Annotated in this window: 24 protein-coding genes; 13 read left to right on the top strand and 11 right to left on the bottom strand. The window is 70.8% G+C overall.

The features are described 5' to 3' along the window. On the bottom strand, positions 1-208 hold a 208-nt coding region (locus ACTMO_RS23545; RefSeq protein ID WP_245556226.1), incomplete at its 3' end, for a hypothetical protein. A 260-nt stretch (positions 209-468) separates the two neighbouring features. On the opposite strand from ACTMO_RS23545, the gene ACTMO_RS22590 reads away from it, so the two are divergent. The 3 genes from ACTMO_RS22590 to ACTMO_RS0117650 all read left to right on the top strand — a co-directional run bounded on the left by ACTMO_RS22590 (position 469) and on the right by ACTMO_RS0117650 (position 1,843). Continuing rightward, the gene (locus ACTMO_RS22590) at positions 469-1,308 is read left to right on the top strand and encodes a helix-turn-helix domain-containing protein (RefSeq protein WP_084792216.1); all 840 of its coding nucleotides are present in this window, start codon (positions 469-471) and stop codon (positions 1,306-1,308) included. Next, a complete protein-coding gene (locus ACTMO_RS0117645) occupies positions 1,305-1,502 on the top strand; it encodes a DUF397 domain-containing protein (protein ID WP_019856005.1) in 198 nt (65 codons plus the stop codon). Before ACTMO_RS22590 ends, ACTMO_RS0117645 begins: the two co-directional genes overlap by 4 nt. A gap of 137 nt (positions 1,503-1,639) precedes the next feature. Further along, a complete protein-coding gene (locus ACTMO_RS0117650) occupies positions 1,640-1,843 on the top strand; it encodes a DUF397 domain-containing protein (RefSeq protein WP_019856006.1) in 204 nt (67 codons plus the stop codon). A 180-nt stretch (positions 1,844-2,023) separates the two neighbouring features. Here ACTMO_RS0117650 and serS read toward each other — a convergent pair whose 3' ends face one another. After that, a complete protein-coding gene (serS, locus tag ACTMO_RS0117655) occupies positions 2,024-3,286 on the bottom strand; it encodes a serine--tRNA ligase (protein ID WP_019856007.1) in 1,263 nt (420 codons plus the stop codon). Between the two features lie 130 nt (positions 3,287-3,416). On the opposite strand from serS, the gene ACTMO_RS0117660 reads away from it, so the two are divergent. Together ACTMO_RS0117660 and ACTMO_RS0117665 are read left to right on the top strand one after the other, a co-directional pair. Beyond that, a complete protein-coding gene (locus ACTMO_RS0117660; protein WP_019856008.1) occupies positions 3,417-4,439 on the top strand; it encodes a septum formation family protein in 1,023 nt (340 codons plus the stop codon). Between the two features lie 7 nt (positions 4,440-4,446). Next, positions 4,447-4,797, top strand: coding sequence for a metallopeptidase family protein (locus tag ACTMO_RS0117665; protein ID WP_019856009.1), 351 nt, complete (start codon positions 4,447-4,449; stop codon positions 4,795-4,797). Between the two features lie 9 nt (positions 4,798-4,806). Here ACTMO_RS0117665 and pheA read toward each other — a convergent pair whose 3' ends face one another. Beyond that, positions 4,807-5,730 (bottom strand): prephenate dehydratase, encoded by a 924-nt coding sequence (gene pheA, locus ACTMO_RS0117670; protein ID WP_019856010.1) that lies wholly within the window; start codon positions 5,728-5,730, stop codon positions 4,807-4,809. 142 nt (positions 5,731-5,872) lie between these two features. Here pheA and ACTMO_RS0117675 point away from each other — a divergent pair, with 142 nt between their 5' ends. The 3 genes from ACTMO_RS0117675 (at position 5,873) to ACTMO_RS0117685 (ending at position 7,969) form a co-directional block, all read left to right on the top strand. Further along, the gene (locus ACTMO_RS0117675) at positions 5,873-6,478 is read left to right on the top strand and encodes a macro domain-containing protein (protein ID WP_019856011.1); all 606 of its coding nucleotides are present in this window, start codon (positions 5,873-5,875) and stop codon (positions 6,476-6,478) included. A gap of 286 nt (positions 6,479-6,764) precedes the next feature. After that, a complete protein-coding gene (locus tag ACTMO_RS0117680) occupies positions 6,765-7,286 on the top strand; it encodes a DoxX family protein (RefSeq protein ID WP_019856012.1) in 522 nt (173 codons plus the stop codon). Between the two features lie 50 nt (positions 7,287-7,336). Next, positions 7,337-7,969 carry a response regulator gene (locus ACTMO_RS0117685; protein WP_019856013.1) on the top strand — a complete coding sequence of 211 codons (633 nt, stop codon included), beginning with the start codon at positions 7,337-7,339 and terminating at the stop codon, positions 7,967-7,969. 15 nt (positions 7,970-7,984) lie between these two features. Here the strand turns inward: ACTMO_RS0117685 and ACTMO_RS0117690 are convergent, their stop codons facing one another. The 5 genes from ACTMO_RS0117690 to ACTMO_RS0117710 form a co-directional block, all read right to left on the bottom strand. Then, a complete protein-coding gene (locus ACTMO_RS0117690) occupies positions 7,985-9,139 on the bottom strand; it encodes a GAF domain-containing sensor histidine kinase (protein WP_019856014.1) in 1,155 nt (384 codons plus the stop codon). 66 nt (positions 9,140-9,205) lie between these two features. Continuing rightward, positions 9,206-12,610: a thiol reductant ABC exporter subunit CydD gene (gene cydD, locus ACTMO_RS0117695; RefSeq protein ID WP_245556228.1), complete on the bottom strand. Its 3,405-nt coding sequence runs from the start codon at positions 12,608-12,610 to the stop codon at positions 9,206-9,208. Positions 12,611-12,685: 75 nt separating this feature from the next. Next, on the bottom strand, positions 12,686-13,693 hold the full coding sequence (gene cydB, locus ACTMO_RS0117700) for a cytochrome d ubiquinol oxidase subunit II (protein WP_019856016.1): 1,008 nt from the start codon (positions 13,691-13,693) through the stop codon (positions 12,686-12,688). 87 nt (positions 13,694-13,780) lie between these two features. Continuing rightward, positions 13,781-15,283 carry a cytochrome ubiquinol oxidase subunit I gene (locus tag ACTMO_RS0117705; RefSeq protein ID WP_019856017.1) on the bottom strand — a complete coding sequence of 501 codons (1,503 nt, stop codon included), beginning with the start codon at positions 15,281-15,283 and terminating at the stop codon, positions 13,781-13,783. Positions 15,284-15,505: 222 nt separating this feature from the next. Further along, on the bottom strand, positions 15,506-18,202 hold the full coding sequence (locus ACTMO_RS0117710; RefSeq protein ID WP_019856018.1) for a glycosyl hydrolase family 65 domain-containing protein: 2,697 nt from the start codon (positions 18,200-18,202) through the stop codon (positions 15,506-15,508). 235 nt (positions 18,203-18,437) lie between these two features. Between ACTMO_RS0117710 and ACTMO_RS22055 the strand changes: the two genes are divergently transcribed. The 5 genes from ACTMO_RS22055 to ACTMO_RS0117735 all read left to right on the top strand — a co-directional run bounded on the left by ACTMO_RS22055 (position 18,438) and on the right by ACTMO_RS0117735 (position 22,495). Further along, positions 18,438-18,917, top strand: coding sequence for an SseB family protein (locus ACTMO_RS22055; RefSeq protein WP_019856019.1), 480 nt, complete (start codon positions 18,438-18,440; stop codon positions 18,915-18,917). Then, on the top strand, positions 18,910-19,326 hold the full coding sequence (locus ACTMO_RS21415) for a hypothetical protein (RefSeq protein WP_019856020.1): 417 nt from the start codon (positions 18,910-18,912) through the stop codon (positions 19,324-19,326). Before ACTMO_RS22055 ends, ACTMO_RS21415 begins: the two co-directional genes overlap by 8 nt. 21 nt (positions 19,327-19,347) lie before the next feature. Beyond that, positions 19,348-21,510: a putative T7SS-secreted protein gene (locus ACTMO_RS22060; protein ID WP_157062941.1), complete on the top strand. Its 2,163-nt coding sequence runs from the start codon at positions 19,348-19,350 to the stop codon at positions 21,508-21,510. Continuing rightward, the gene (locus ACTMO_RS0117730) at positions 21,507-22,166 is read left to right on the top strand and encodes a hypothetical protein (protein ID WP_157062942.1); all 660 of its coding nucleotides are present in this window, start codon (positions 21,507-21,509) and stop codon (positions 22,164-22,166) included. Before ACTMO_RS22060 ends, ACTMO_RS0117730 begins: the two co-directional genes overlap by 4 nt. 101 nt (positions 22,167-22,267) lie before the next feature. Continuing rightward, positions 22,268-22,495, top strand: coding sequence for a hypothetical protein (locus tag ACTMO_RS0117735; protein ID WP_019856022.1), 228 nt, complete (start codon positions 22,268-22,270; stop codon positions 22,493-22,495). A gap of 34 nt (positions 22,496-22,529) precedes the next feature. Here ACTMO_RS0117735 and ACTMO_RS0117740 read toward each other — a convergent pair whose 3' ends face one another. Genes ACTMO_RS0117740 through ACTMO_RS0117750 form a run of 3 tightly spaced genes read right to left on the bottom strand, consistent with a single transcriptional unit; the run spans position 22,530 to position 25,295 of the window. After that, on the bottom strand, positions 22,530-23,225 hold the full coding sequence (locus ACTMO_RS0117740; protein ID WP_019856023.1) for an IclR family transcriptional regulator: 696 nt from the start codon (positions 23,223-23,225) through the stop codon (positions 22,530-22,532). Between the two features lie 4 nt (positions 23,226-23,229). Next, positions 23,230-24,435, bottom strand: a complete 1,206-nt coding sequence (gene fahA / locus ACTMO_RS0117745; protein ID WP_019856024.1) for a fumarylacetoacetase — start codon at positions 24,433-24,435, stop codon at positions 23,230-23,232. Then, positions 24,432-25,295: a hypothetical protein gene (locus ACTMO_RS0117750; RefSeq protein WP_181188335.1), complete on the bottom strand. Its 864-nt coding sequence runs from the start codon at positions 25,293-25,295 to the stop codon at positions 24,432-24,434. Before ACTMO_RS0117750 ends, fahA begins: the two co-directional genes overlap by 4 nt. Positions 25,296-25,322: the final 27 nt, after the last annotated feature.

Genomic DNA, 25,322 nt, shown 5'->3' on the forward strand with positions numbered 1-25,322 from the left:
CCGCGATCGTGTAACAACACGGGGCACACACCTCGGGCTCGGCCTCACACTCAACAAGGCCGGTGATGGTGGCCAACTCAAGCCGCACCAGACACAACGTCAACACCCACGAGCCCGCACAGCGGGCCGGATGGTGTTCGAGCGCGTGCAACCGGGGTGTCTGCCCCCACCGGTGGTCGGCCTCGATGGGGGCCCACACCAGAAACACCGGACTCCGCGGATACAACGGCCGCATGTCACACCACCCGTATGCGCTTCACCACGAGTGTGTTGCTACACACTCGCAGTCTCTTCGCGACGTTGTTGTGGCAGTCGAGCACACTCACTAGATCCACCTAACTTTGTTACAGTACACATCGGAATGACTATTGAACGTCATGATTTGTACCATCTCATAATCAAGTGAGATGTTCCAATACCCCGATCGAGGGAGTCACGCGAGATGTCTCAGCTCATATCCTGAGATCTATGCCTACGTCCCCACGCGCCCAAGCTCTCTCGAAGGAACTCAAGCAAGCCAGGAATGAACGCGGGCTGACTGTCCGTGCCTTGGCAGACATGCTGGGCTGGAGCCATGCGCGCGTGAGCAGAATCGAAAACGCCAGGCAGGGGATCACAGTCGAAGACGTCAGCACCCTGCTCGGTTACCTACGGGTGGCTTCCGATGACCGAGACCGTCTGATCAAGATGACTCGAGAGTTGCATGAACCTGCCTGGTGGGAAGTCCACCGAGGAGTGAACTCACAACTCGCTTCATTGATTGATGCTGAGCAACGCGCACACCGCATCACTTACGTAACTCCCACGCTGGTACCAGGGTTGCTACAGACGCGTGCCTACAGCAGGGCGATCTACGAAGCGGCAGGTCTCACTGACGAGGAAATCGACGATGCCGTCGCCGTACGGCAGCACCGCCAAGGCATCATCGAACGATCGTCTCCCACCGAGCTGGTTGCCTACCTGGATGAGTCCGTTCTGCAACGCCCAGCGGGAAGTCGGGACACCGCTGCCGAGCAACTTCGCTACCTCGCCAAAGTCAGTGAACGCAACAACATCTCTGTCCGGGTTCTCCCGCTGAGTGTTGGTGTACATGTAGGCCTCGACGGCATGTTCTCTGTCATCACCATGCCGAACGGCAGTTCCACCGTTCACATCGAGGCACCTAACGCAGGTGTGCTGCTGTCTGACCCCGACGATGTGCGACCCTACGAACGCATGCTCAGCAGGCTCGATGAGTCAGCGCTGTCTGCTGCTGACTCCACGAAGCTATTAAGCGAATACGTTCAACATCACGAGGGCATAATATGATCGAGTTCGTCAACTGGCGGAAGTCCAGCCGCAGCAGTGCCTCCGGCAACTGCGTGGAGGTCGCCCGGAACCTGCCGGGAACCGCGCTTGTCCGGGACAGCAAACTCGGTGCGGACAGTCCTGTCCTCGCGGTCTCTCCTGAGCGCTTCACTACCTTCCTCGACGCGATCAAAAGCGATCGTCTCGACGGCTGAGCCCGCGTTGTGACGTCCCGCTCGGTATCACCGGGCGGGACCGTCTGCATCTTCACCCGGTCGGACCTCGCGTGCTGCCTGCCGCACGGGATATTCCCGGACGAGGAACACGGACCCCTGCCGCGAGGAGCACCCACATGGCCCCACCCCGCCTGACCGAGGCCCGGTGGCGCAAGTCAAGTCGCAGTACGGACAGCGGCAACTGCGTCGAGGTCGGCTACGCCTCCGAGACCGTGGGCATCCGGGACACCAAGAACCGCCACGGCGGCACCCTCGCCGTGGACCACACCGCCTGGGCGGCGTTCCTTCGCAGGATCAAACAGGGTCGCCTCGGAGACTGACCCCCACCGACGACGCCCCGCCCGGCCACCAGCGGACGGGACGTGGCTGTCCCGCCCGCCGCAGCGGCCGCTCGTGGTGGGCGCTCCCAGCTGTGTTCCCGACCGTGGGGCTCGCGGGTTCCCGCGAGCCCCCAAACCCACGGAAACCGACTCGGTGCCCCACACCGCGCCCCGGCGACGTCACCGGGGCGTGAGCAGCTCGCGTCCTCCCATGTAGGGCCGCAGGGCCTCCGGAACCCGCACCGATCCGTCCGGACGCTGGTGGTTCTCCAGCAGGGCGACGATCCACCGGGTGGTGGCCAACGTCCCGTTGAGAGTGGCCGCGACGCGGTTGGTGCCCTCCTCGTCCCGGTGGCGGATGTTCAGCCGCCGCGCCTGGAAGGTGGTGCAGTTCGAAGTGGAGGTGAGCTCGCGGTAGTCCCCCTGGCTGGGGATCCACGCCTCGCAGTCGAACTTACGGGCCGCGCTGTCGCCCAAGTCCCCGGCGGCGGTGTCGATCACCCGGTAGGGCAACTCCAGCTTGCCCAGCATCTCCTCCTCGGCTGCGAGCAGCCGCTCGTGCTCGCGCCGGGCGTCCTCGGGGGCGCAGTAGACGAACATCTCCAGCTTGTTGAACTGGTGCACCCGGATGATCCCCCGGGTGTCCTTGCCGTAGGAGCCCGCCTCCCGCCGGAAACAGGTGGACCAGCCCGCGTAGCGCAGCGGCCCCTCGGCGAAGTCGAGGATCTCGCCCTGGTGGTAACCGGCCAACGGCACCTCGGAGGTGCCGACCAGGTACAGGTCGTCCTCCTCCAGGTGGTAGACCTCGGAGGAGTGCGCGCCGAGGAACCCGGTGCCGTCCATGACCTCCGGGCGGACGAGCACCGGCGGCACCGTCAGGGTGAACCCGGAGGAGACCGCGCTGTCGGCGGCCATGTTCAGCAGGGCCAGCTCCAGCTGCGCCCCCACCCCGGTGAGGAAGTAGAACCGCGCGCCGGAGACCTTGGCCCCGCGCTCCATGTCCAGCGCCCCCAGCGCGGTCCCCAGGTCGAGATGGTCGGCCACCTCGAAGTCGAACTCCGGCGGGGTGCCCACGTGTTTGAGCACCACGTAGTCCTGCTCGCCGCCCGGTGGGGTCTCGGGCTCGACGATGTTGGACACGGCGCGCTGGGCGCGTTCCAGCTCCTGCTCGGCCGCGCTCTGCTCCGCCTCGGCCTCCTTGACCCGCGCCGCGAGCTCCTTGGCCCGGGACAGCAGCTGTTCCCGCTGTTCCCCCGAGGCCCTGCCGACTTCCTTGCCCATCCGCTTCTGTTCGGCACGCAGGTCGTCGGCGTTGGCGACCGCCGACCTGCGCCGCTCGTCGGCGGCGAGCAGTGCGTCCACCAGAGCGGGATCCTCTCCGCGGGCGCGCTGCGAGGCGCGCACGGCCTCCGGATCCTCGCGCAGCGTCTTCAGGTCGATCACGGCAGGTCAGCCTAGCTTGTGCGCCCACGGCGCGCCGAGCCCGGGTACCGGCCGCGTGTCACACGCACGTCCGGTGTGGGGCACCGCGCCTCGGCAGTGACCGGGGACTCCAGGCAGTATGGAAGGCGTGATGGCCGAGCCCCCCGAACCGGACCGGCGGTCCGAGCCGAGTCGTTCCCCGAAACGCTCCCGGCACGACCCCACGAGCACCCGACTGGTGATGATCTCGGCCGTGCTCGGCGCGTTGCTGGTCTTCACCGTCGCCGCCGCCCTGAACTGGCCCTCCGAGGAGTCGGCCCAGCCCGGTCTGGGCGAGCAGCCGACCACCACGAGCCCCCCGCCGGAGTTCGAGGCTCCCCCCGGGACCTGCCTGAACTGGACCGAGCCGGACGCCACCGACATCCGCGAGGTGAACTGCTCCGAGCCGCACCTGTTCGAGATGACCGGCAAGAGCGAGGTCTGGGCGCGGTTCGGCCCGGACGCCCCCTTCCCCGACACCGAGGTCTTCAACAAGCTCAAGACGCAACGGTGCACCGACGTCGCCCGGGAGTACCTCGACGGCCGCCTCGACCCGAAGGGACGCTTCGAGGCCAGCGCCTTCCTGCCGAGCAAGGAGAGCTGGGAGCGGGGGGACCGCACCCTGCACTGCGCGTTGCAGCAGCCCGGCCCGGCGGGCAAGCTGTACCGGTTCACCGGCAAGGTGGCCGAGCTCGACCAGTCGGACGTCTACGAGGTGGGCACCTGCTTCGGTATCAGCGGCTCCGCGGTGTCCTCGCTGGTGGACTGCTCCCGGCCGCACTCGGTGGAGATCACCGGGGTCGTCGACCTGGGCCAGGAGTTCTCCGGGCAGCACCCCGGCACCGAGCAGCAGGACGAGTACCTCATCGACGCCTGCCGACAGCGGCTGGAGGACTTCGCGGGCAGCGCGAACGCCGCCGAGGACAAGGACCTGACGCTGTACTGGGACAACATCGGCCAGCCGAGCTGGCAGGCCGGTTCCCGCAAGGTCAACTGCAAGGTCGCGGCCACGCTCGGCGAGGACGAGGGCTTCGCCCCGGTGACCGGTAGCGTCCAGGGTGAGGTGTCGATCTCCGAGGAGCCCGCGCCCACCACCCCCCCGAGCCCGGGGGTTCCGGCCACACGAACGAGGTGATGTCGCCGTGCCGGTCGAGATGACCCGCCAACGCTTCGAGGAACTCGTCTCCGACGCCCTGGACCTGGTTCCCCACGAGCTGATGGTCGAGCTGGACAACGTCGTGGTGCTGGTGCAGGACCGCCACCCCGAGGACGCGACGCTGCTCGGGCTGTACGAGGGGGTGGCGTTGACCGAGCGGGACAGCACCTACGGCGGGGTGCTGCCCGACCGGATCACCATCTACCGCGAACCGCTGCTGGAGAGCTGCGCCGACGAGCAGGAGGTGGTCGACGAGGTCGCGGTGACCGTGGTGCACGAACTCGCCCACCACTTCGGCATCGAGGAGGCCCGGCTGCACGAGCTCGGCTGGGGCTGAGACGCGGGGCTAGCCCAGCCTTCCGGCGCGCACCCGGGCCAGCCAGGAGGCCGACTCCTGGAAGGCCTGCTCCGAGGCGGAGGGGCGCACGTTGACCGGGGCCCGCTCGGCCTTCGGGAAGGAGCCCAGGAAGCGGATCTCGGAGCAGCGCCGGTGCAGCCCGGCCAACGCGTCCCCCACCCGGGCGTCGGCCACGTGCCCCTCCAGGTCGAGGAAGAAGCGGTAGGCCCCCAGCCGGTCGGCCGTGGGGCGGGACTCGATGCGGCTCAGGTTGATCCCGCGCAGGGACAGCTCGGTCAGCATCTCGGCCAGGGTGCCCACCTCGTCGTGGGCCACCACGGCGATCGAGGTCCGGTCGGAGCCGGTCGGCTGGGGCAGCGGCCCGGGTGGGCGGATCAGCAGGAAACGGGTCATCGCCTCGTCCACGTCGGCGATCCCGTGCGCCAGGTGGGCCAGCTCGGGGTGGTGCTGCCCCGCCACGGGGGCCACCACCGCCGCGTCGGCACGACCCGCTGCCACCTCCTCGGCGGCCGCGGCGGTGGAGGAGGTGGGCACGCTCTCCGCCCCGGGCAGGTGCTCGGCCCGCCACCGCCGCACCTGGGCCAGGGCGTGCGGGTGGCTGGCCACCGAGGTGATCTCCCGCTCGGTGGTGCCCGGTCGGGTCAGCACGTCGAACCGGATCGGCAGCACGGTCTCGGCCACGGCGACCAGCGGGCCTCCGGAGGTGAGCCCGTCCAGGGTCGCCGAGACCGAGCCCTCCACCGAGTTCTCCACCGGGACCCCGGCGGCGAAGACCTCCTCGGCGCGCACCGCGTCCAGGGACGCGCGGATGGACTCGTAGGGGACCAGCTCGGGGGTGATGTCGGAGGTCAACGCGCGGGTCGCCTGTTCGGCGAACGTTCCCCGCGGACCGAGGTAGGCGATTCGGGGCACGTGTTCAGGCTACGAGCGGATCGGCGTCGCCTCGTCGCCCGGCCCGGCCGCCGGTGCGGGGTGTTCACCCGGACGGACTTGAAGATCTTCCCCCGAAGTGTGATCTACCCGATTACGCGCGGCGGGTGTTTCCTGCGATGCTGTGCACGTGACCGCGGATTCGGAGCGCTCGAGGAACGGGGCGGCGCCGGAGCTGAGGCTGGTCCTGTGCGCACTGGACGAGTCGCTGGCCGCAGCGTGGAGGGACATCGCCGACGGTCGTGCGGGCGTCAGCGTCTACCACGGTTCGGTGCTCGACAACCGGGTGGACGCCGTGGTGAGCCCGGCGAACTCCTACGGGTGGATGCGGGGCGGTGTGGACGCCGTCTACGCGACCGCCTTCCCCGAGGTGGAGCAGCAGGTGCGCAGCGCCGTGCTCGCCTACCACGGGGGAGAGCTGCCCGTGGGCGAGGCACTGCTGGTGCCCACCGGCTCGCGGGTACCGGCCTGGCTGATCAGCGCACCGACCGTCCGCGAGCCGGGCGAGCGGCTGCCCACGGACACGGTGAGCCCCTACCTGGCGGCACGGGCGGTGCTGCGGCTGTGGTCCGGGGCGGTGCTCGACAACGGGATCCCGGTTCGGCGGGTCGTCCGTTCCATCGCGCTGCCCGGGCTGGGGACCGGGGTGGGTGGGGCCACGCCGGAGCTGTGCGCGAAACAGGTCGCCGCCGCCTGGGACGAGGTGTTCACCCGGGTGCACAGCCGCTGACCCCTCGCCCGGCCGGGTGAGTACCGGGGCGACGGCCCCGCGGCGGGTTTCGCTCCCGCGCACACCGCGCCCCGAGGGCGTAGCCTCGGTTCGTCGTCCGTTGTCGGGCAGCGTCCCGGCGGGCCGGGCGGCGGGAACGCCTTCCGCGCGGGAACGGCCTCGTCCCGTCACGCCCCCGGAGCGACCGCCGCCCGGGAGTGTCCACGGTCGACACCGGCGGGAGGTGCCGCCCCAGCGACCTCGCCGCGCCCAACCGTTTCGTGAACAGTTCCCGGGAGGTTCGCCGATGCTGGTTCGCAGGCTCGCGCGTCCGTTGTTGGCCGCGATCTTCGTCTACGGGGGGATCGGGGTGTTCCGGGATCCCCAGGGCCACGCCGAGGCCGCGGCCCCGCTGGTGGAACGCGCCACCGAGCCCGTCCGGGACACCCTTCCCCAGCGGATGCCCACCGACGCCGAGACCCTGGTCAAGATCGACGGGGGCGTCAAGATCGGCGCCGGGCTGCTGCTGGCCCTGGGCAGGTTCCCCAGGTTCTCCGCGCTGCTGCTCAGCGCGAGCCTGGTACCGACCACCTTGGTCGGACACGCGTTCTGGGAACACTCCGACCCGGAACAGCGCTCGGCCCAGCAGGTCCACTTCATCAAGAACCTGGGGCTGCTGGGGGGTCTGCTCACCACCGTCGTGGACACCAAGGGCAAGCCCTCGGTGGGCTACCGGGCGCGCCACGGCGCCCACCGCGTGGCCGAACAGACCCAGCACGCCGTGGGCGGCCGCCGGAGGAAGTGCGGGTTCCGCGCTTCCGGCGGGTGAGCGCCCCCTGCCCGGACAGCGGTGGTTTCCCTGCCAGTAGCGTTGGGGACGTGTCGGTACGTGTGCTGCTCGTCGACGACCACGAGGTGGTCCGCAGGGGTCTGCGCGACCTGCTGGACACCGAGGAGGACGTCCGGGTCGTCGGGGAGGCCGGCGGGGTGGACGAGGCGCTCGTCCGCGCCGGTGCCGAACGTCCCGACGTGGCCGTGGTGGACATGCGGCTGCCGGACGGAGACGGGCTCGACCTGTGTCGCAGGCTCCGGGAGTCCGAGCACCCCCCGCACTGCCTGGTGCTGACCGCCTTCGACGACGAGCAGGCGCTGGTGGGGGCCATCAACGCGGGAGCCTCCGGATACCTGCTCAAACAGGTGCGCGGCCAGGACCTGGTCAACGCGGTGCGGGAGGTCGCGGCGGGGCGTTCCCTGCTCGACCCGGTCACCACCAGGAGGGTGCTGGACCGGCTGCGGGAGGGTTCCGCGCGGGAACGGGACGAGCTGTCCGAGCTCACCGAGCAGGAACGCCGGGTGCTGGAACTGATCGGCGAGGGCCTGAGCAACCGGGAGATCGCCGAGCGGCTGTTCCTCGCGGAGAAGACCGTCAAGAACTACGTGACCTCGGTGCTGGCCAAACTCGGCATGGAACGCCGCACCCAGGCGGCCGCCTGGTACGCGCGGCGGCGCTGAGAACCCCTGCCGGGCTCACCCGGCCGAGAGCGGTACCTCCCAGGTGACCGTGCTGCCGCTGTCCGGGGAGGAGCTGATCTCGCAGTGGCCCCCGGCGGCCACCGCGCGTTCCTCCATGTTGCGCAGTCCGCGTTTGCTCACGTCGTGCGGGATCCCGCAGCCGTCGTCGGTGACCTGCAACAGCAGCCCCGTCCCGGTGCGCCGCACCCGCACCAGCACCGCCCGCGCCCCCGAGTGGCGCACCACGTTGGACAGCGCCTCGCGCAGTGCGGCCCGCGCGTGGTCGGCCACGGCCACGGGCACGCTGTCGAGATCGCCGTCGATCTCCAGCTCGGGCGACCATCCGAGCAGCTCCCCGGCGATGCGCACCTCCGAACGCAGCGAGTCCGCCAGGTCCGGGGCCTGCTCGGAGCACTGCGGGTCGGTCGAGGTGAGGGTGCGCACCGTGGCCCGCACCTCCGCGATCGTCTGGTCGATCTGGTCGGTCACCTCGGTGAGCCGTTCGGCGTCGTCGGCGTCGAGCCGGTCGGACAGCCTGCGTCCCAGCACGTTCAGCTGGACCCCGGCCCCGTAGAGCCGCTGCACGATCACGTCGTGCAGGTCGCGGGCTATCCGCTCCCGCTCCTGGTAGACCGCGATGCGCTGACGCGCGGTGGAGCCCTCGGCCAGCACCAGCGCCAGCCCGGCCTGCGCGGCGAAGGAGGTGAGCACGTCGACCGTCACCCTGGTGAAGGGCTCGGTGTTCCTCCTGCGGTAGACGGCCAGCGCCCCCAGCCTCCGCTCGCGGGTGCCGAAGGGAGCCACGGCGAAGGGGCCGTACACCCGCAGCGCGCGGGGAACATAGGGCGCGGTCAGCGGGTCGTCGATGAGGTCGTCCACCACCACGGGGACCCCGTCCCGGGCGACCTGGGCGGCCGCCGAACGCGGGGACAGCACCGAGCCGACCGGGTCGCTGGGGGGATCGGAGGCGTGCGGACCCGTGTGCGCGGCCTCGACGGTGAGGTTGTCCTGCTCGTCCCGGACCATGACCAGCCCCAGGTCCGCCTCGGTGAGGGTGGCGGCGCGTCGCACGACGAGCGGCAGCACCGAGTCCGGGTCCTCCGAGGCCAAGGCCGCCTTGGTGATCTCGGTGGACGCGGCGAGCATCCGCCTGGCCAGCATCGAGTCCATGACAACCACGAGACTAGGCCCCACGTGCTCCGGTGTCCGGGTCACCAGCGCCGATGGCGAGCACAATCACAGCCGGCCCCCTTCCCGCACCGGCGACGGGTTCCCGTCCCGCGCCGCGTGCCCGGGCGGCTGCCCACCCGGTTCGGCCACGATCCGGCCGTCGGCCACCCGCCACACCACGTCGGCGTCGGCGGTCTCGGACTCCCGGTGGGTGACCCGCACGACCGTGCGCCCACGCAGCCGCTCCCGCAGCCGTGCCGACAGCTCCTCGGCCGTGGGCGGATCCAGGTGGGCGGTGGGTTCGTCCAGCAGCACCAGTCCCGGTTCGGCGGGCACCAGCGCGCGGGCCAGGGCGAGCCGCCGCGCCTCCCCTCCGGAGACCGCCGTGCCCCCGGCACCGAGCAGCTCGTCCAGCCGCCCGGCCCAGTGGGCCAGTCCCGCGCAGCGCAGCGCCTCGGCCAAGCGGGTGTCGTCGGCCCGCGGGTCGGCCATGCGCAGGTTCTCCCGCACCGTGGTCGACACCAGCTGCGGATCCTGCGGGCACCAGGTGACCCGCCCCGGCGCGGTGACCTCCCCCTGTTCGGGGGGCAACAGTCCGGCCAACAGGGCGAGCAGCGTGGACTTCCCCTGACCGGACTCGCCGAGCACGGCGACGTGGGTGCCCACCGGCACCCGCAGCGAGACCTCCCGCAACGCGGGTTCGGCGGCCCCGGGCCAACGCGCCTCCACCCCGTCGAGCACCACCTCAGCCCCGTCCGAGGCCGGTGGCTCGCTCGGAGTGGGCCGCGCCTCCGCTGCGGGCACCGGGTCCGGCCCGGTGTGCGACAGCGGGGACAACCGCCGGTGGGCCCGCCGCAGCGGTCGCCAGTACTGGGCCGCGGCGGGCAGTCCCACCACGGTCTCGGCCGCCGCCAGCGGGACCAGCGCCAGCACGGCGGCGAGTTCGGCCGCCAGCTCCCCCCGGGCCACGGCCCGCGCCGCCAGGGCGGCACACCCGACCACGGCCCCTCCCATGAACAGGGTGACCACCGCACCGGCCGCGCCCTGCCCGAAGGCCACCCTTCGAGAGCGGGCGGCCAGCTCCGCGTCCCGTTCGGCGAGTTCGGCGCGCACTCCGGCGGCGGCTCCGCAGGCCAGCAGCTCGGCGGCGGCCTCGAACAGTCCCCGCGTCCGAGTGGCCACCTCCCGCCTGCCCTCGGTGAGCGCGGCTGCCGCACGCCGCTGCACGGCCAGCGCCACGGCCGGGCCGAGGGTTCCGGCGAGCAGCAACGCCACCGCCAACAACAGACCGGCCGGAGGAAGCAGGGCGGTCTGCAACGCCACGGCGGCCCCACCGACCCCCACGGCCGTCACCGGAGGGACGAACACGCGCGGGGCCAGGTCGCGCACCGTGTCGGTGTCCTCCACCAGCCGGGTGGCCCCCTCTCCCCGGGACAGCCCGGCCGCCCGGGCCGGGCCCAGCCGCACCAGCCCGGCCCACAGCCCTCGACGCAGCCGCCCGGCCAGCCGGAAGGCCGCGTCGTGGGTGAGCAGCCGTTCCAGATAGCGCAGCACGGACCGGGACAGCGCGAAGGTACGCACCCCCACGGCGGCGACGCTCAGCGTCAGCACCGGGGGCTGCTGGGCGGCGCGGGCTATCAGCCACGCGGAGGTGGCGGTCAACGCCACCCCGCAGGCCAGGGAGAGCACCGCCAGCCCGCCACCGGCCAGCCCCCGCGCGGTGACCAGCTCACCCAGTCGGGCACGGCCGGTCGGTTCCCGCAGGCGGGGGGTGGTGTTCGTGGTGGCTCGCGGTCCCTCCTCCCCGGGCGGGGAGCTCCCCGGCCGGTGGCTGGCCACCACGACCACCGCCCCGGCCTCGGCGGCCCGCCGAAGGGCACTGTCCACTCGGGAGGCGGTGGCGGCGTCCAGATGTGCCGTGGGTTCGTCCGCCAACAGGACCCGGGCGCCGCCGTGCAGCCGCAACAGTCCCCGGGCCACCGCCACCCGCTGACGCTCCCCCGCCGACAGCGTGTCGACCGGACGGCCACGCAGGTGCTCGGCCTCGGCCTCCGACAGCGCCCGGTGCAGCCACTCGGCGGTTCCCGCGGGCTGGTCGGACACCGCCAGCCGCAGCTCCCGCTCGACGGTGCCCCCGGAGAACACCGGATGCTGCGGTATCCAGGAGAGCAGAGCACGCCACCGGGGCGAACTCAGCTCGGTGATCTCGGTGCCGCCGTAGCGCACCGTGCCGGTCTCCGGGGTGACGAACCCGAGCAGCACGGCGAAGGTGGTGGACTTGCCGCTGCCGCTGGGCCCGATCCCGCCGAAGCCGTCCAACCGCAGGAGTTCGCCGGGCCGGGCGGTGAAACTCAGCCCGTCGGGGACGCGTCGTCCGCGCCGGGCCACGCCGAGCCCGGTCACGCTCAGCTCCGCGCCCTCCGGGGGGAACTCGGGCGGTTCGCCCTCACCGGACGCCGTGTCCGGCGGGTCGAGGCGGACCCGTTCGACCCGGCGCACCGCCTCCACCCCGTCCTCACTGGCGTGGTGGGCAGCCCCGGCCGCCCGCAGCGGCAGATAGCACTCGGGAGCCAGCACCAGCACCAGCAGACCGGTCTCCAGGGCCATGTCCCCGGAGACCAGGCGCATTCCGATACCGACGGCGACCAGCGCCACCGACAGCGAGGAGCACAGTTCCAGCACCAGCGCCGACAGGAAGGCGATCCGCAGGGTGGCCACGCTGCTGCGGCGGTGACGCTCGCTGACCCGGCGCACCGCCTCCCCCTGGGCACGGGCCCGGCCGAACGCGGTGAGCACCGGCAGCGCCCGCACCAGCTCGGCCAGGTGCCCGGACATGCGTTGCAGCGCCTCGGCGGCACGTTCGGTTCGTCCCTGCGTGTAGCGCCCCACCAGCCAGGCGAACAGCGGGATCAGCGGCACCGTCAGCAGCACGAGCACCGCCGAGGTCGGATCGGCCAGCAGGATGCCCAGTCCCACCAGCGGTGGGACGACGGCGGCGGTGACCAGCGCGGGCAGGTAGACGGTGAAGTAGGCGTCGAGGGCGTCCAGCTCCCTGGTGGCCAGCGTGGTCAGTTCGGACGGTCCGTGGCGGTCGATCCACTCCGGACCGCGCCGCAGCGCCGAGTCCAACAGCAGGGCCCGCAGTTCCTCCTTGGCCCCGGCCGCGGCCCGCGCCGAGACGCTCTCGGTGGCCCAGCCCAGCACCGCCCGAGCCGCCACTGCCCCGCAGAGCACCACGAGCCTGCCGGAGACCTCCGGCAGGTCGAGGCCACGCAGCACGACGTCGGCCAGTACCGAGGCCAGCGCCCAGGCCTGGGCCACGAGGGCCAGGGCGTTGCCGACGGCCAGCAGGCCCGCCAGCAGCAGCACCCTCCGGGTGGACGGCGACAGCCGCGGCAGCGCCCCGAGCGGGCCGTTCGAGAGCACGGTGTCCACGGCGCGGCGCGCACGCGCCGGTGCGGAAGCTGGCAACCACCGCTCCTTTCCGTTCGAGCGGGACCGGTCCCTCCCCGGTCCCGGGTGCCGCCGACACCGCGCGGTGACGCGCTAGGGCGCGTGCACCGGGGGGATGTGCCGGGTGCCGATCCGCTTGCGGAACACCCAGTAGGTCCAGCCCTGGTAGACCAGCACGGCGGGGGTGCCGAAGGCGGCCACCCAGGTCACCACGGTCAGGGTGTAGGGGCTGGCCGCGGTCTCGGCCACGGACAACGACCACGCCGGATCCATCGTGGACGGAAGCACGTTCGGCCACAGCGCCCCGAACAGGGTGAACACCGCGGCGGCCAGCGCCACCCCCTGCAGGGCGAAGGCCTGCCCGTCGGCGGAGGCCGTGTGGCGCAGCAGCGCCGCCAGCCCGGCCGCGACGGCGGCCAGCAGCGGGATCCAGGTCCATCCCGCGCCCTCCCGCAGCTGCGCGAGCAGCAGCAGCGCCACGAGCGGCAGGAGCAGCGGAGCACCGAGCGTGCGGGCGAAGCGCTGGGCGCGCTGACGCACCACCCCCTCGGTCTTCAGCGCGAGGAAGGCGGCCCCGTGCAGCAGGGAGAAGGCCAGCACCGCGAGGGCGCCGAGGAGGTTCGGCCAGGAGAGCACCACCAGCGGGCTTCCGATCCGGTCGCCGTTGGCGTCCAGCGGCAACCCGAACACGGTGGCCGCCAGCATCAGCCCCACCATCAGCGGGGCCGTCCAGGAGGCGAGCACGATGACCACGTCCCAGCAGCGCCGCCAGGTCGGGCTGTCCACCTTGCCGCGGTACTCGAAGGCCACCCCCCGTCCGATGAGCACGATCAGCAGCACCGTGAGCGGCAGGTAGACGGTGCTGAACAGGGAGGCGTACCACCCGGGGAAGGCGGCGAACATGGAGCCGCCGGCCACGATCAGCCACACCTCGTTGCCGTCCCACACCGGACCGATGGTGTTGATCAGCACGCGGCGTTCCCGCTCCCCACGCCCGAGAACCGGCAGCAGCATCCCCACCCCGAAGTCGAATCCTTCGAGGAACAGGTAGCCCAGCCAGAGCAGGGCGATGACGCAGAACCACAGGGTAGGCAGGTCCATCGGGGTCCTCCGGCGTCGGTGGAGCTCAAGGGGTCGGTCTCGGGTGGTCCGGCACGGGACGCGCCTCGGAAGGGGGCACGGGGCGGCTCAGTAGGCGAAGGACAGCACCTCCCCGTCCTCGTCCGAGTCGTCGTGGTCCTTCGGCGGCATCACCGCCTCGAACCCGCCGCGCGCGTAGCGCACCATCAAAAAGACCTCGACCACGAGCAGCACCGCGTACACGGAGGTCAGCGCGACCAGCGAGGTGACCATCTCCCCGGGTTCCACCCCGGAGGAGACCGCCTGGGCGGTGTACATCCACACCCCGTCCACTCCGGACGGGTTGGGGTTGGGGACCACCACGAAGGGCTGTCTGCCCATCTCGGTGAACACCCAGCCGAAGACGTTGGCCAGGAAGGGCGCCGAGATCGAGGCCAGGGCCAGCGGCCCCCACCAACGTCCCGTGGGGAAACGCCCCTTCCGGGTGAACCAGAGCACGGCCACCGCGGCCAGCGCCGAGACCGCACCGAACCCGATCATGAAGCGGAATCCCCAGTAGGTCACCGGAAGGTTCGGCTGGTAGTCGATCGGCTTGCCCGCCAGCTCACCCAGCCGGGGGTCGTCGGGGTAGTGGGTGCCGTACTGCCGCTCGTACTCCCGTTGCAGCTGCTGAACCCCCTTGACCTCGGTGTCGAAGTCGCCGTGGGCCAGATAGGACAGCAGGTAGGGCACGGTGAGGCTCTTGACGTTCTCGCAGTTGGGGCGGCTGACGTCGCCGTAGGCGAACACCGAGAAGCTGGCGGGCTGCTCGGTGTGGCACAGCGCCTCGGCCGAGGCCATCTTCATCGGCTGCTGCGAGAACATCAGCTTGCCCTGGATGTCGCCGGAGACGGCCAGCCCGACGAAGGCGACCAGGGCGATCCAGGCCCCGGCCCGCATCGAGGTGTGCCAGACCCGGCGGTCCTCGTCGTGCGGCACACCGGCGCGGTCGCGTTTCCACACCTTCCAGGCGGCGATGCCGAGCACGAACGTTCCGGACACGGCGAAGCAGCCGAAGATCGTGTGCGGGAAGGCGGCGAGCAGCGTGCTGTTGGTGAGCACGGCCCAGATGGAGGTCAACCGGGGTCGCCCGTCGACGAGCTCCACCCCCACGGGGTGCTGCATCCAGGAGTTGGCGGCCAGGATGAAGAAGGCCGAGGCCACCGTGGCCAGGGAGAACGCCCAGGCACAGGCCAGGTGTGCCCGTTTGGACAGCCGGTCCCAACCGAAGATCCACAGCCCGAGGAACACGGACTCCACGAAGAAGGCGACGATGCCCTCCATCGCCAGCGGGGCGCCGAAGACGTCGCCCACGAACCGGGAGTACTGGCTCCAGGCCATGCCGAACTGGAACTCCTGCACGATGCCGGTCACCACGCCCATGGCGAAGTTGACCATCATGAGTTTGCCCCAGAACTTGGTCATCCTCAGATACCGCTCGTTGCCCGTGCGGTACCACGCGGTCTGCATCCCCGCGACGGTGATCGCGAGTCCGATCGTCAACGGGACCATCAGGAAGTGGTAGACCGTCGTGATCCCGAACTGCCACCTGGCGATATCGAGAAGATCCACGCCGTCCAGGTTCCCCGTGGGGAAGGCGGGTTCCCAGGTTCGTTGGTCCTTCGGTGTGAGGAGGAAGGTCCCGAGGTCACCGGGACCTAGGTCCCGGTGTGACCCACGACGCGACCACTCGTTGTATCACGCTTCACGACCGCGCGCCAGGCTCCGCCCGAGGACGGTTCCGGGCGCAGCCGTCCCCGGGCCGCCGGTTGTCGGCGGGGCCGGACCCCGCTCTCAGCGGGCGGTGACCCGCAGCTCCCGGATCCCCGCCTGAGCCTGCGGCGGGCTGGTCACCTCCACCCGCACGTAGCGGGCGAGCCGCGGCGGCCCCCACGGGTGGAACTCGGTGAAGTGCCTGCCGTCCACCGAGACCAGCACCCGGTGCTCCTTCGGGGCGGTGTCGGTCCACTCGGCGCGCACCTCGCCGACCCAGGAGGGTTTCTCCAGTTCCACGGTGAGCTCGGAGCGACGGCTCGCCGGGGTCCAGGTGGTCGCCGTGCTGCCGTCCACGGCGGCCTCGGCGTACTTGCCGGGTTCGGCGTCGGCGGCGGTGGCCGGTCGGCAGCGGGCGAGGTTGTCGGTGGGGGCCAGATCGGGACGCCGCGTCTCGATCGTGGCGGGAGCACCCCGCCCGACCGTGTGCTCCCCGTCCGGGGTGCGCACGGTGAACGGATCCCCGTGGCGCAGCGCCACCCGGGTGTGCTCCGGTCCGATCCGCACGTCGAAGGTCCTGCCCTGCCAGTGCAGCCCGGTCAGCTCCACCCCGCGCGGGAACTGCGGCGGCAGCGTGGGGTCCATCCGCACCGCGTCGGTCCTCCAGCGCAGGCCGGTCAGCCCGTGGGTGAAGGTCTGCAGGAAACCGCCGTTGCCGGTGAGGAAGTTCAGCGCGGGGGAACCCCCGTCGTCACCGGCCCGCTCGCCGCGTGCCTCGGAGAACTGGGCGAAGGGGGCGCGTACGAAGGGGCGGATGGCCCGGTTGACGTAGGTGTTGGTCACGCACCCCGGCTGCCCGTTGGCCGCCGCGTCGACCGCGTGCACCGCGTCGGTCATGGCCGGCCCGTCCGGGTCGGTACGCGGCGCGTAGTACTCCAGGGTGTCGGTGGCGACCTCCTCGGACATCGGCCATTCCAGCGGGTACTGCAACAGCACGGTGTCGGCCTGTTTGATCTCGCCGCCGTCGTAGCCCGCGTACTGCAGGAACACTCCCCGCTCCTCGTCGAAGGGGATCCGCAGCCCGTCGGCGATCTCGGTCCAACGCGCCGGGGCGGGCTCGCCGAGCACGTCGGCGGCCCTGGTGGCGTTGCGCAGCGCGGTCGCCGCCCCCGCGTTGGTGAACACCCCGTCGTCCACTCCGTTGCTGTACTCGTCGGGACCGGCGACGTTGTGGATCGAGTAGCTGCCGTCGTCGTTGCGGGTGACCCGCCCCTCCCAGTACCGGGCGAGGGCGCGCAGCACCGGCCAGCCGTGCTCGCGCAGCCACCGCCGGTCCCCGCTGGCCTGGTAGTACTGCCAGGTGGCCAGCGCGATGTCGCCCTGCAGGTGGTTCTGGGTGAGACAGTGCGGCGGGTCCCAGCTGTGGCAGTCGTCGTCGAGGTCGCCGCTGTCGGCGCTGGTCCACGGGTAGAACGCGCCCCGCTGGCCGACAACCTCGGCGTTGGCCCGGGCCTGGTCGAGGGTGCGTTCCCGGTAGGCCACCACCGAGCGGGCGAGAGCGGGGTGTTGGGCCAGCAGCGCCGGATACATCCACAGCTCGGCGTCCCAGAAGATCAACCCCGCGTAGTTGTCGCTGCTCAGCCCGGCGGGGGCGATGCTGTTGTCCTGGCCGCGCCTGATGCTGGACAGCAGGGCGTACTTGCTGGCCCGCAGCCACCGCTGCATCCGCGGGCGGCCCGGGGTGCGGATGTCGCCGCTCCACAGCGACCGCCACCGCTCGGCGTGTTCGGCGAACAGCCGGTCCCAGCCGCGGGCGGCGGCCCGCCGCGCGGTGTCCACGGCGGAGTCCCGGTGGTTCTGGGCGGTGAGCGCGGTGTCCACACCGACGTACTTGCCGAACTCGTAGGTGTGCCCGGCCCGGGCGGAAAAACTCAGGCTCTGCTCGGCGTCCAGCCCGGAGACCCGGGTTGAGCGTTCCGACTCCGCACGGGCCAGGTCACCCCCGGCGCGCAGCGTCGAGGCGAGGGTGCCGGTGGTGGCGACCTCGTCGGTGCGGAACCCGACGTGCACGGTCCTGCCGTCGGTGCCCGCTCCGGTGGGTTCCATGCGGCGGGCCCCGTCCCCGTCGAGCGCGGCGGTGACGGTGGCCCGGCCGTTCCAGTGCGGGGTCATGCGCAGCCGTACGGCCCCGGCGTGCGGGTGGGCGCGGTCGGCCACGATCTCGTAGTCCAGCTCGGTCGCCCGCCCGTCGGGCGTGGTCCACGTCAGGGAGGTGCGCAGTATCCCGCAGCGCACGTTGAGGGTCTGGCGGAAATCGGAGATCCGCTCCTCCGGCGTCTCGGCCCCGTAGCGCGCGGTTCCGTTGTCGACGGTCAGGGTGGACCAGGTGGGGATCGCCGCGATGGCGTGCTTGTCCTCGTCGGTCTGGGCGCTGGGGCCGCTGCCGTAGAGCCCGCTGACGAAGGCCCCGTCGAAACGCGGGGTTTCCAGGGGGAACCCGGTTTCTCCGCCGGTGGCGACGTAGCCGGTTCCGGTGGGCGGCACCCGTTGGGAGAGGTATCCGTTGCCCACGTAGGCGTGTCTGGTGTAGGTGGTGTCGAACTCCTCGGTGGAGAACTCCCACCCCGGATCGCCCGTGCGGCAGTCCGGGCCGTGCCCCTCGGACGGGTCGGGTGGGGTGGCCGTGGCCGGGGCGGGGATCACGGCGGTGCTGAGCACCAGCAGCGCCCCCAGCAGCGTTCCGCCCGTTCGTCTCGGTGCCAGGTCCATCTCGTCCATCCCGGTCGGACGTCGGTGTCGACAGCGGAGAAGTCAACTCACTGAACGTGGTTCAGTCAACACCCTTGGTCAACGTGTGTCCGGTGGCTCCTCCGCGCTCGGGCCGGGTGTTCCACAGTGGGTGGGCCGTCTCCGGAAGTGCCGTGGAGTTCCGAGGGGGGATTGAGGCACGTCACAGCGGGGAGTGAAAACGTACGCTCCGTCCGAAAAGGGGGAACACCGTAAAATTCCGGTCATGCGCGGAGCGGGCTGGAGCGGCACGCTGCCCATACCGTCGGGGCAGAAAACACCCACCCCCGCCGAGGAACTGGCCCGAGCCGCCCTGGAGCTGCGACAGGGCCGGGGCCACCAGGGGCTGGTGGAGGTGCTGCGTGGCAGCGAGGTGTTCGTCGAGACCGAACACGACGAGCACGGTTCGCCCGTGGTGACCACGATGGCCGACGGTCCCGACGGGGTGCGGTGCCTGCCGGTGTTCTCCAGTCAGCGGTGGTTGGCCGAGTACCTGCTGCGACGCGGCCACACGGGTCCGGCCCACTATGGGACGCTGTCCGGGGCGGAACTGCTCGACGAGATGCTACCGCAGCTGCCACCGGGCACCTGTGTGCTGCTGGACCCGACCGCCGAGCACACCGTGGTGCTGCCTCCACTGCCGGGGGTGGTTCCGGCGGAGATCGCCGTGAGCCTGGAGCGAGCCGAAGGGGACGACGATGGGTGACAACCAGAGTTTCGCCGTGGACCTGGAGCAGTTGGAACGGGCCGAGACCGGGGTGCGGGACGCGGTGGCCGAACTACGCGAGATCGTTCCCTGGGACGTCGGCGCCCCGGACGGGAAGGGGGTGCGCGGCTATGTGGACAACAACGCCGACGCGGCCGGACACGACAGGCTCGAAACGGCGCTGCGGACCTTCGGCGAGAAGTGGGAATGGGGCGTGAAGTACCTCGTCGAGGACGGGTTGGAAACCGCCGACGCGCTGGCCGAGACCAACGAGAACTACCGTGAGGCCGAACGGCAGGCGGGAGGGTTCCTCGACCGACTGGAACACTTCGTCACCGGCGATCCCACCAAGAGCTATGAACAGGCCCAGCAGGACGGCCCCACGCCCGCGTCGACTCCGGAGAACTGAAAGTAGCGTCCGTGTCGGTACATGGCTGCGGGAGAAGACACCGTGGTAAGCAACACCTCCTCGCTGCGTTCGGACTGGAACGAGTTCGTCGGCACCGCCGTCGACTGGGGAGCGAGCCTCGGTCTTCCCACCTCCGTCGCGGCGCGGCGGGCCCGTCAGGGCCCCATCCCCGGAGATCCCGACACCTTGGCCGAGATGGCCGAACACTTCCGCGCCCTGGGGCAGGCCTTCGAACGGTCCGGGCGGGGGTTCCGGGCGATCGACACTGGCGGGTGGCAGGGTGAGGCCGCCGAGGCGGCACGCGCCTACCTGGAACAGTCCCCGAAGAAGTTCTTCGCCGCCGCCGACGCGTTCACCGAGGCCGGTGACGCCGTGTCGCGGTACGAGCGGGTACTGCGCCGAGCCCAGCAGCGGGCCGAGGCCGCACAACGGGAGCTGGCCGAGGCCACCCAGCGCGCGCAGCACGCCGCCGAGGAACACAACCGGCGAGTGGAGCAGGCCCGGCAGGAGGGCGGACCGCCGCCCCCGCCCTTCGAGGACCCCACGGCCGAGCAACGCGAGGCAGCCCGCGACACCATCGAACGGGCCCGCGCCGAGGTCAACGAGGCGGCCCACGACGCCGCCGACACGATCACCAGGGCCTGTCAGGCCGCTCCGGACAAACCCGGATGGCTCGCCCGCACTCGCCAGTCCATGGTCGACGGCGTCCAACAGGCCGGGCGGGTGCTCGGCAGCGTCGCCGAGGGCATCGGCAGCGGCCTGTCCGACATGGCCAAAGGACTGTGGACGTTCAGTCCCACCCACCCGTGGAACCAGACCCATCCGGCCGCCTACGCCGCCCGGATGTACAACACCGCCGAGGCGATCGTCACCCGCCCGTACCAGACCATCAAAACCGGCATCGGCATCGACACGTGGAAGAACGACCCGGGCAAAGCCACCGGGGAGATGATCCCGGGGCTGGTCTCCAGCGCGGTCGGTGGTGGCGGTGTCGCCGCCAAAGCCGCCTCGGCGGCGAGCAGGATCGCCAAAACGGCACGCGGACTCGACAACGTACCCACCGGGGGCGCCCGCGTGCCCGGCAGCGCCCCACACGGGTCGAACGGGCCCGGTCAGGCACCGTCCCGACCCTCCCAGGGGCCGACCACACCGTCGGGAACCCAGTCCCAGCCGCCCCGGCACACGCCCGAACCCGCCCCACCGCCCTGGGCCAGAGCGGAAGGGGAACTCGCCCCACCGAACCCCACGCCGCGGACCCCGCATCCCACTCCGGAACCGAACCAGCCCTTCGGCCCCGGTTCACAGCCACAGCAACCCTTCGGACCGGGTTCGCAGCCGGATACGCCCTTCGGTCCCGGCTCGCAGCCCCAACAACCCTTCGGTCCTGGCTCGCAGCCGAGTCGCCCACCCGAACTCGGAGATTCCGCCCCTCCCGGCCCCCGGGATTCCACGGTCGAACAGCCCCGCGATCCGCTCGGCCCGGCAGTCAAGGAACCGCCCGAACCCCACCAGCAACGACCGGATATCCCTTCCACTCCGGACAAACCCGGTTCCCGGGATCTGTCGGGAGAGCATCCCGGGCGTGACTTCGAGGAGGCGCTACGGGAGGTCACCGAACACGGCGACCCGATCAGGTTCAACGAGAAGCAATGGGACTTCGAACCGGGCACCGAGAAGCTGCCCGAAGGTCTGGACAGAAATCCGGACGACTTCCCCGAAGCCGACCGCCGGTTCGTGTTCAACAAGTTGGACCCCGCGGAGACGCCACTGTACCGCACCATTCCGGGAGGAAATCTGGAGGAACTCTTCGAGCGGGGACTCCACGCACGGCATCCTGACGCCGAGGCGAACCTCGACACGCTCAACGCCCATGTGGGCGGTGCGGGAACGCCCACACCGTTCATCTCCACCACGGACAGCCTCGGTCACGCGATCAGTCGCGGATTCGACGAGGGAGACGTGATCCTCGACATCCGCAAACCGGACTCCGTGGTCGACACTGACGCGACCTTCCGCGACCTCGAAGGCGATCGGAGCATCTCGCACGGCGAACGTGAAAAGCTCATTCTCAGACAACTACCTCCCGAGCAGATCCGAGGAGCGTGGAAAATAGTCGACGGACAACCACGCTGGTTCGCCAATCCCAGGTTCGACGCCAGTCTGATGAAAGGAAGCGGCTCATGAGCGTACCGTCATCCCAGTTGAAGCGAAGCACGATGATCGGCCCCTTCCCGTTACCACCGGTCGACGACCAACTGCGGGCCCAGGCTCGTACCAAGTCCGACGAGTGGATCGCCTTCGTCGACCCCATGTTGCGTCCCGATGTCACCGATCCCCCGGAATTCGCGGTCCAGGGCGGGTACCACGTCGACGCGAACGGCGTCCTGTCCGGGCGTTACCACATCAACCCGCGTTACCACCCGACCGAACAACGCGCGGGGATGAAATTCGCCAACGGTCTCGAACTGACGCTGTGGCGCGTGTTGAACGGATTCAATCCACTGGGCACGTTGGCCGACAGTTTCTATCACGCCGAATTGTACGCGTACGCGGAATATCCCAACGACGACAGGATACTCGTCGTCGCCGATCCGGAGAATCCCGCGCTGTCCCTGTTGCCGGTGTGTACGTCCCAGCAGTTCAACCCGTGGCAGTACACCCGCGCCGTGGAGGGACACGCGATCTTCGGGATGATGGGCAACACCGACGTGGTGGTCGACATCAACCCGGGAAGCAGGCTACCCCTCCGCATGTCGATATCCGCACTGTACGGGCTGATCAACGAGAAGACCCCGCACCTGCGGGAGATCATCGCCAACGAGCGGAACAGGCGGCAGTGAGGGTTTCCGAACCCAACGCCATCGACCACCGCCGACGGGCGGGTCCTCACCGGCGAGCTCGGCAAGTGGCGAATACATCTGAGTGAGAAGGGAGACCCCTCATGACCAGCGACCACGACGAACTGGTCCGCAAGTACAGCACCCCGGAGGAGGAGATGACTCCGGAACAACGCGCTAGACGACAACAATACCGTGACTGGTACCGGGAAAAGACAGCCCGAGGTGAGGTGCAGTCCAAGGAAGCCTTCGACGAGATGACCTCCCGCGGATATCAAGCACGGGTCGTGAGTGGTCCCACTGCCCCGGACACCACCACCGACGAGACCTGAGCCCCCACAGTCGGTGTGACGTTCGTTTGAGGGGTCACCCCAGCGCCTCGGCGACGGCGGTGCAGGTCTGCACCACCAGCGGGCCGACCTCCTCGGGCGACAGCGGCTCCATGGCCACCACACCGACGCTGGCCCGCAGCCCGGGAACCCCCCGGATCGGGGCGGCCACGCCGTAGGCTCCCGGTTGCAGTTCGCCGGTGCTGGTCACCCACCTCGGACCGTCGGCGGGCAGGTCCACGGCCCGTCCGGCGGCACCGCGCCGCACCGAGTGTCGGGTGCCCACGCGGTAGGAGATGTGGTAGCTCGTCCAGGAGGGTTCCACGACCGCGATCGCCTGGGCCTCGTTGCCGTCGGCCACGGTGAGGTGCACGGTGGCCCCCACGCGTTCGGCCAGGGCGCGCAGCGCGGGCAGCGCGGCGAACCGCAGCTGCGGCACCACCTTCCCGGCCAGCCACAGCACGCCGAGCCCCAGCCGCACCTTGGATCCCTCGCGGCGCACCAGGCCCCGCGCCTGCAACGGGCCGAGCAGCCGGTAGACCGCCGCGCGGCTGACCCCGATCCCGGTGGCGAGATCGCTGATGGTGGGAGCCTCGTTGTCGGCCTCGGCCACCGCCTGGAGCAGGTTCAGCCCCCGTTCCAGGGTCAGCGAGCTCTCCTTGGTGGACGTCGCCCCCGCCGGTTCCCGTTCCGGCTCGGGGGTCGGGTCACGAGGCCCGGATCCGGTGTTCATGGAATCACCTCCGCACGGCCGGCAGGATCGTACCCGCCACGTCCCCGAAACCGACCACCGAGCCGTCCTCCCCGGGGGCGGTGGCGCTGAGCAGCACCCGGTCCCCGTCCTGGAGGAAGGTCCGCTGCTCCCCGTCGGCGAGGGTGACCGGATCGGCCCCTCCCCAGGTCAGTTCGAGCAGGCAGCCCCGCTGTCCGACCTCGGGGCCGGAGACGGTGCCGGAGGCGAACAGGTCCCCGGCCCGCACCGGACTGCCGTTCACGGTCATGTGGGCCAGCTGCTGCGCCGGTGACCAGTACATCTCCCGGAAGGGGGGCGCGGACAGCAGCGTGTCGTTGCAGCGGACCTCCATGCGCAGGTCCAGGCCCCACGGCTGTTTCTCGACGAGGTAGTCCTGGAGCTCGTGGTCGTAGCCGGTGGTGGGCACCCGGGCGTGTTCGAGCGCCTCCACCGGGGTGATCCACCCGGAGATCGAGGTGGCGAAGGACTTGGCCAGGAACGGCCCGAGGGGCTGGTACTCCCACGCCTGGATGTCCCGGGCGGACCAGTCGTTGACCAGCACCACGCCGAAGACGTGTTCGGTGAACTCCTCCGGACTCACCTGGTCGGCGGGTTCTCCCCCGCAGACGAAGCCGACCTCGGCCTCGAAGTCCAGCCTGCGGGTGGGACCGAAGACCGGGGTGGGGTCCCCGGAGACCCGCCGCTGCCCACTGGGGCGGGGGACGTCGGTGCCGGAGACGGCCACGGTGCCGGACCGGCCGTGGTAGGCGACCGGCAGGTGTGTCCAGTTGGGCAGCAGCGGCTCGGCCTCCCTGCGGAATATCCTTCCCACGTTCTCGGCGTGGTGCCGGGAGGAGTAGAAGTCCACGAAGTCGGACACGGTGAACGGCAGCAGCTGGGTGTGCCAGTCGGTGCGCAGCAGCTCGGCCCCGGCGGGGGCCCGGTCGGCGTGCACGAGGCCGAGCAGCCGCTCCCGCAGCTCGTCCCAGGCCACGCGCCCGGCGGCGAGCAGCGGGTCCAGGTTCGGGGCGCCGACGAGCTCGGACAGGCGTGGTCCGAACTCGTCGGCGATGCCGCGCAGCGGGATGGCGTGTCTGCCCACCCGCACCGCCACCGTGGGCCCGGAGGCCGTACCCAGCACCCCGTAGGGCAGTGTCTGCGGCCCGAACGGGTGCTCGGGGGTGAATTCCGGGTCTTCGATCCAGCTCACAACAGTCCCAACTCGACAAGATCGGACACGGGATCGGTGGGCGCGTTCGCCCCGAAGGAGGCGAACACCCCACGTACCGCCTTGGCGGCCTCGGTGGAGAACGACGCGGCCTCCGCCGCGAGTTCCCGCTCGTCGGTGCTGGCGAGCGCGGCGCGCACGTCCTGCCCCGAGAGCGCACGCCCGACCGCCACCAGCAGGTTGAGGAAACCGTGGTGGGGGAATCCGGTTTCGGAGTCGGTGCGGCGGACCGCCCGGGGCATTCCCGCGGTCACCTTGAAGGGGACGTCGAGGGTGGTGGCCACGGCGAGGAACTCGGCCACCACGTCGACGCTGGGGAAGGATTCCACGGTCTGCCCGCCGGAACGCAGTTTCGGCCAGCATCCGAACTCGGCGACCCGACGCACCCCGTCGAGCCAGCCCTCGCCGCGGCGCGGTTCGACCACGCGGACCACGTCCTCGGGGACGAACTCCGAGACGCGTTCCAGCCAGACGTCGTCTACCTCGGACGGTCCGGGCATCTCCACCATCCGCAACGAGAGCAGTTCCTGCCGTCCCTCGATGATCGAGAGCGCTTTGGGAACCTCGCCGAGCCCGGTGTCGCAGACCAGCGACATCGGCACGGGTTCGGCCGGTTTGGCCTTGGCGAGCTCGGTGATCAGCTCCGGCAGTCGGGAAACCTGGCACAGCACAGGCCCCAGCAGCCCCGCGTACTCACCGTCCCGTGCACGCAGGTGGTCCTCCACCGCCTGAGCGACGGACGCGTTGGCCGGTGGGAACAACGACGCGTCATCAGCCAGACGCGCGAACAGGGGCGGAATGCCCCGCGGGCCGGGAGCGTGGAGTTCAACAGCGCTTGACACGACTGCCACGCTAATGCCGTGCCGGGT

Source organism: Actinopolyspora mortivallis DSM 44261 (genome assembly GCF_000384035.1).
GTDB classification, from domain to species: Bacteria; Actinomycetota; Actinomycetes; order Mycobacteriales; family Pseudonocardiaceae; genus Actinopolyspora; species Actinopolyspora mortivallis.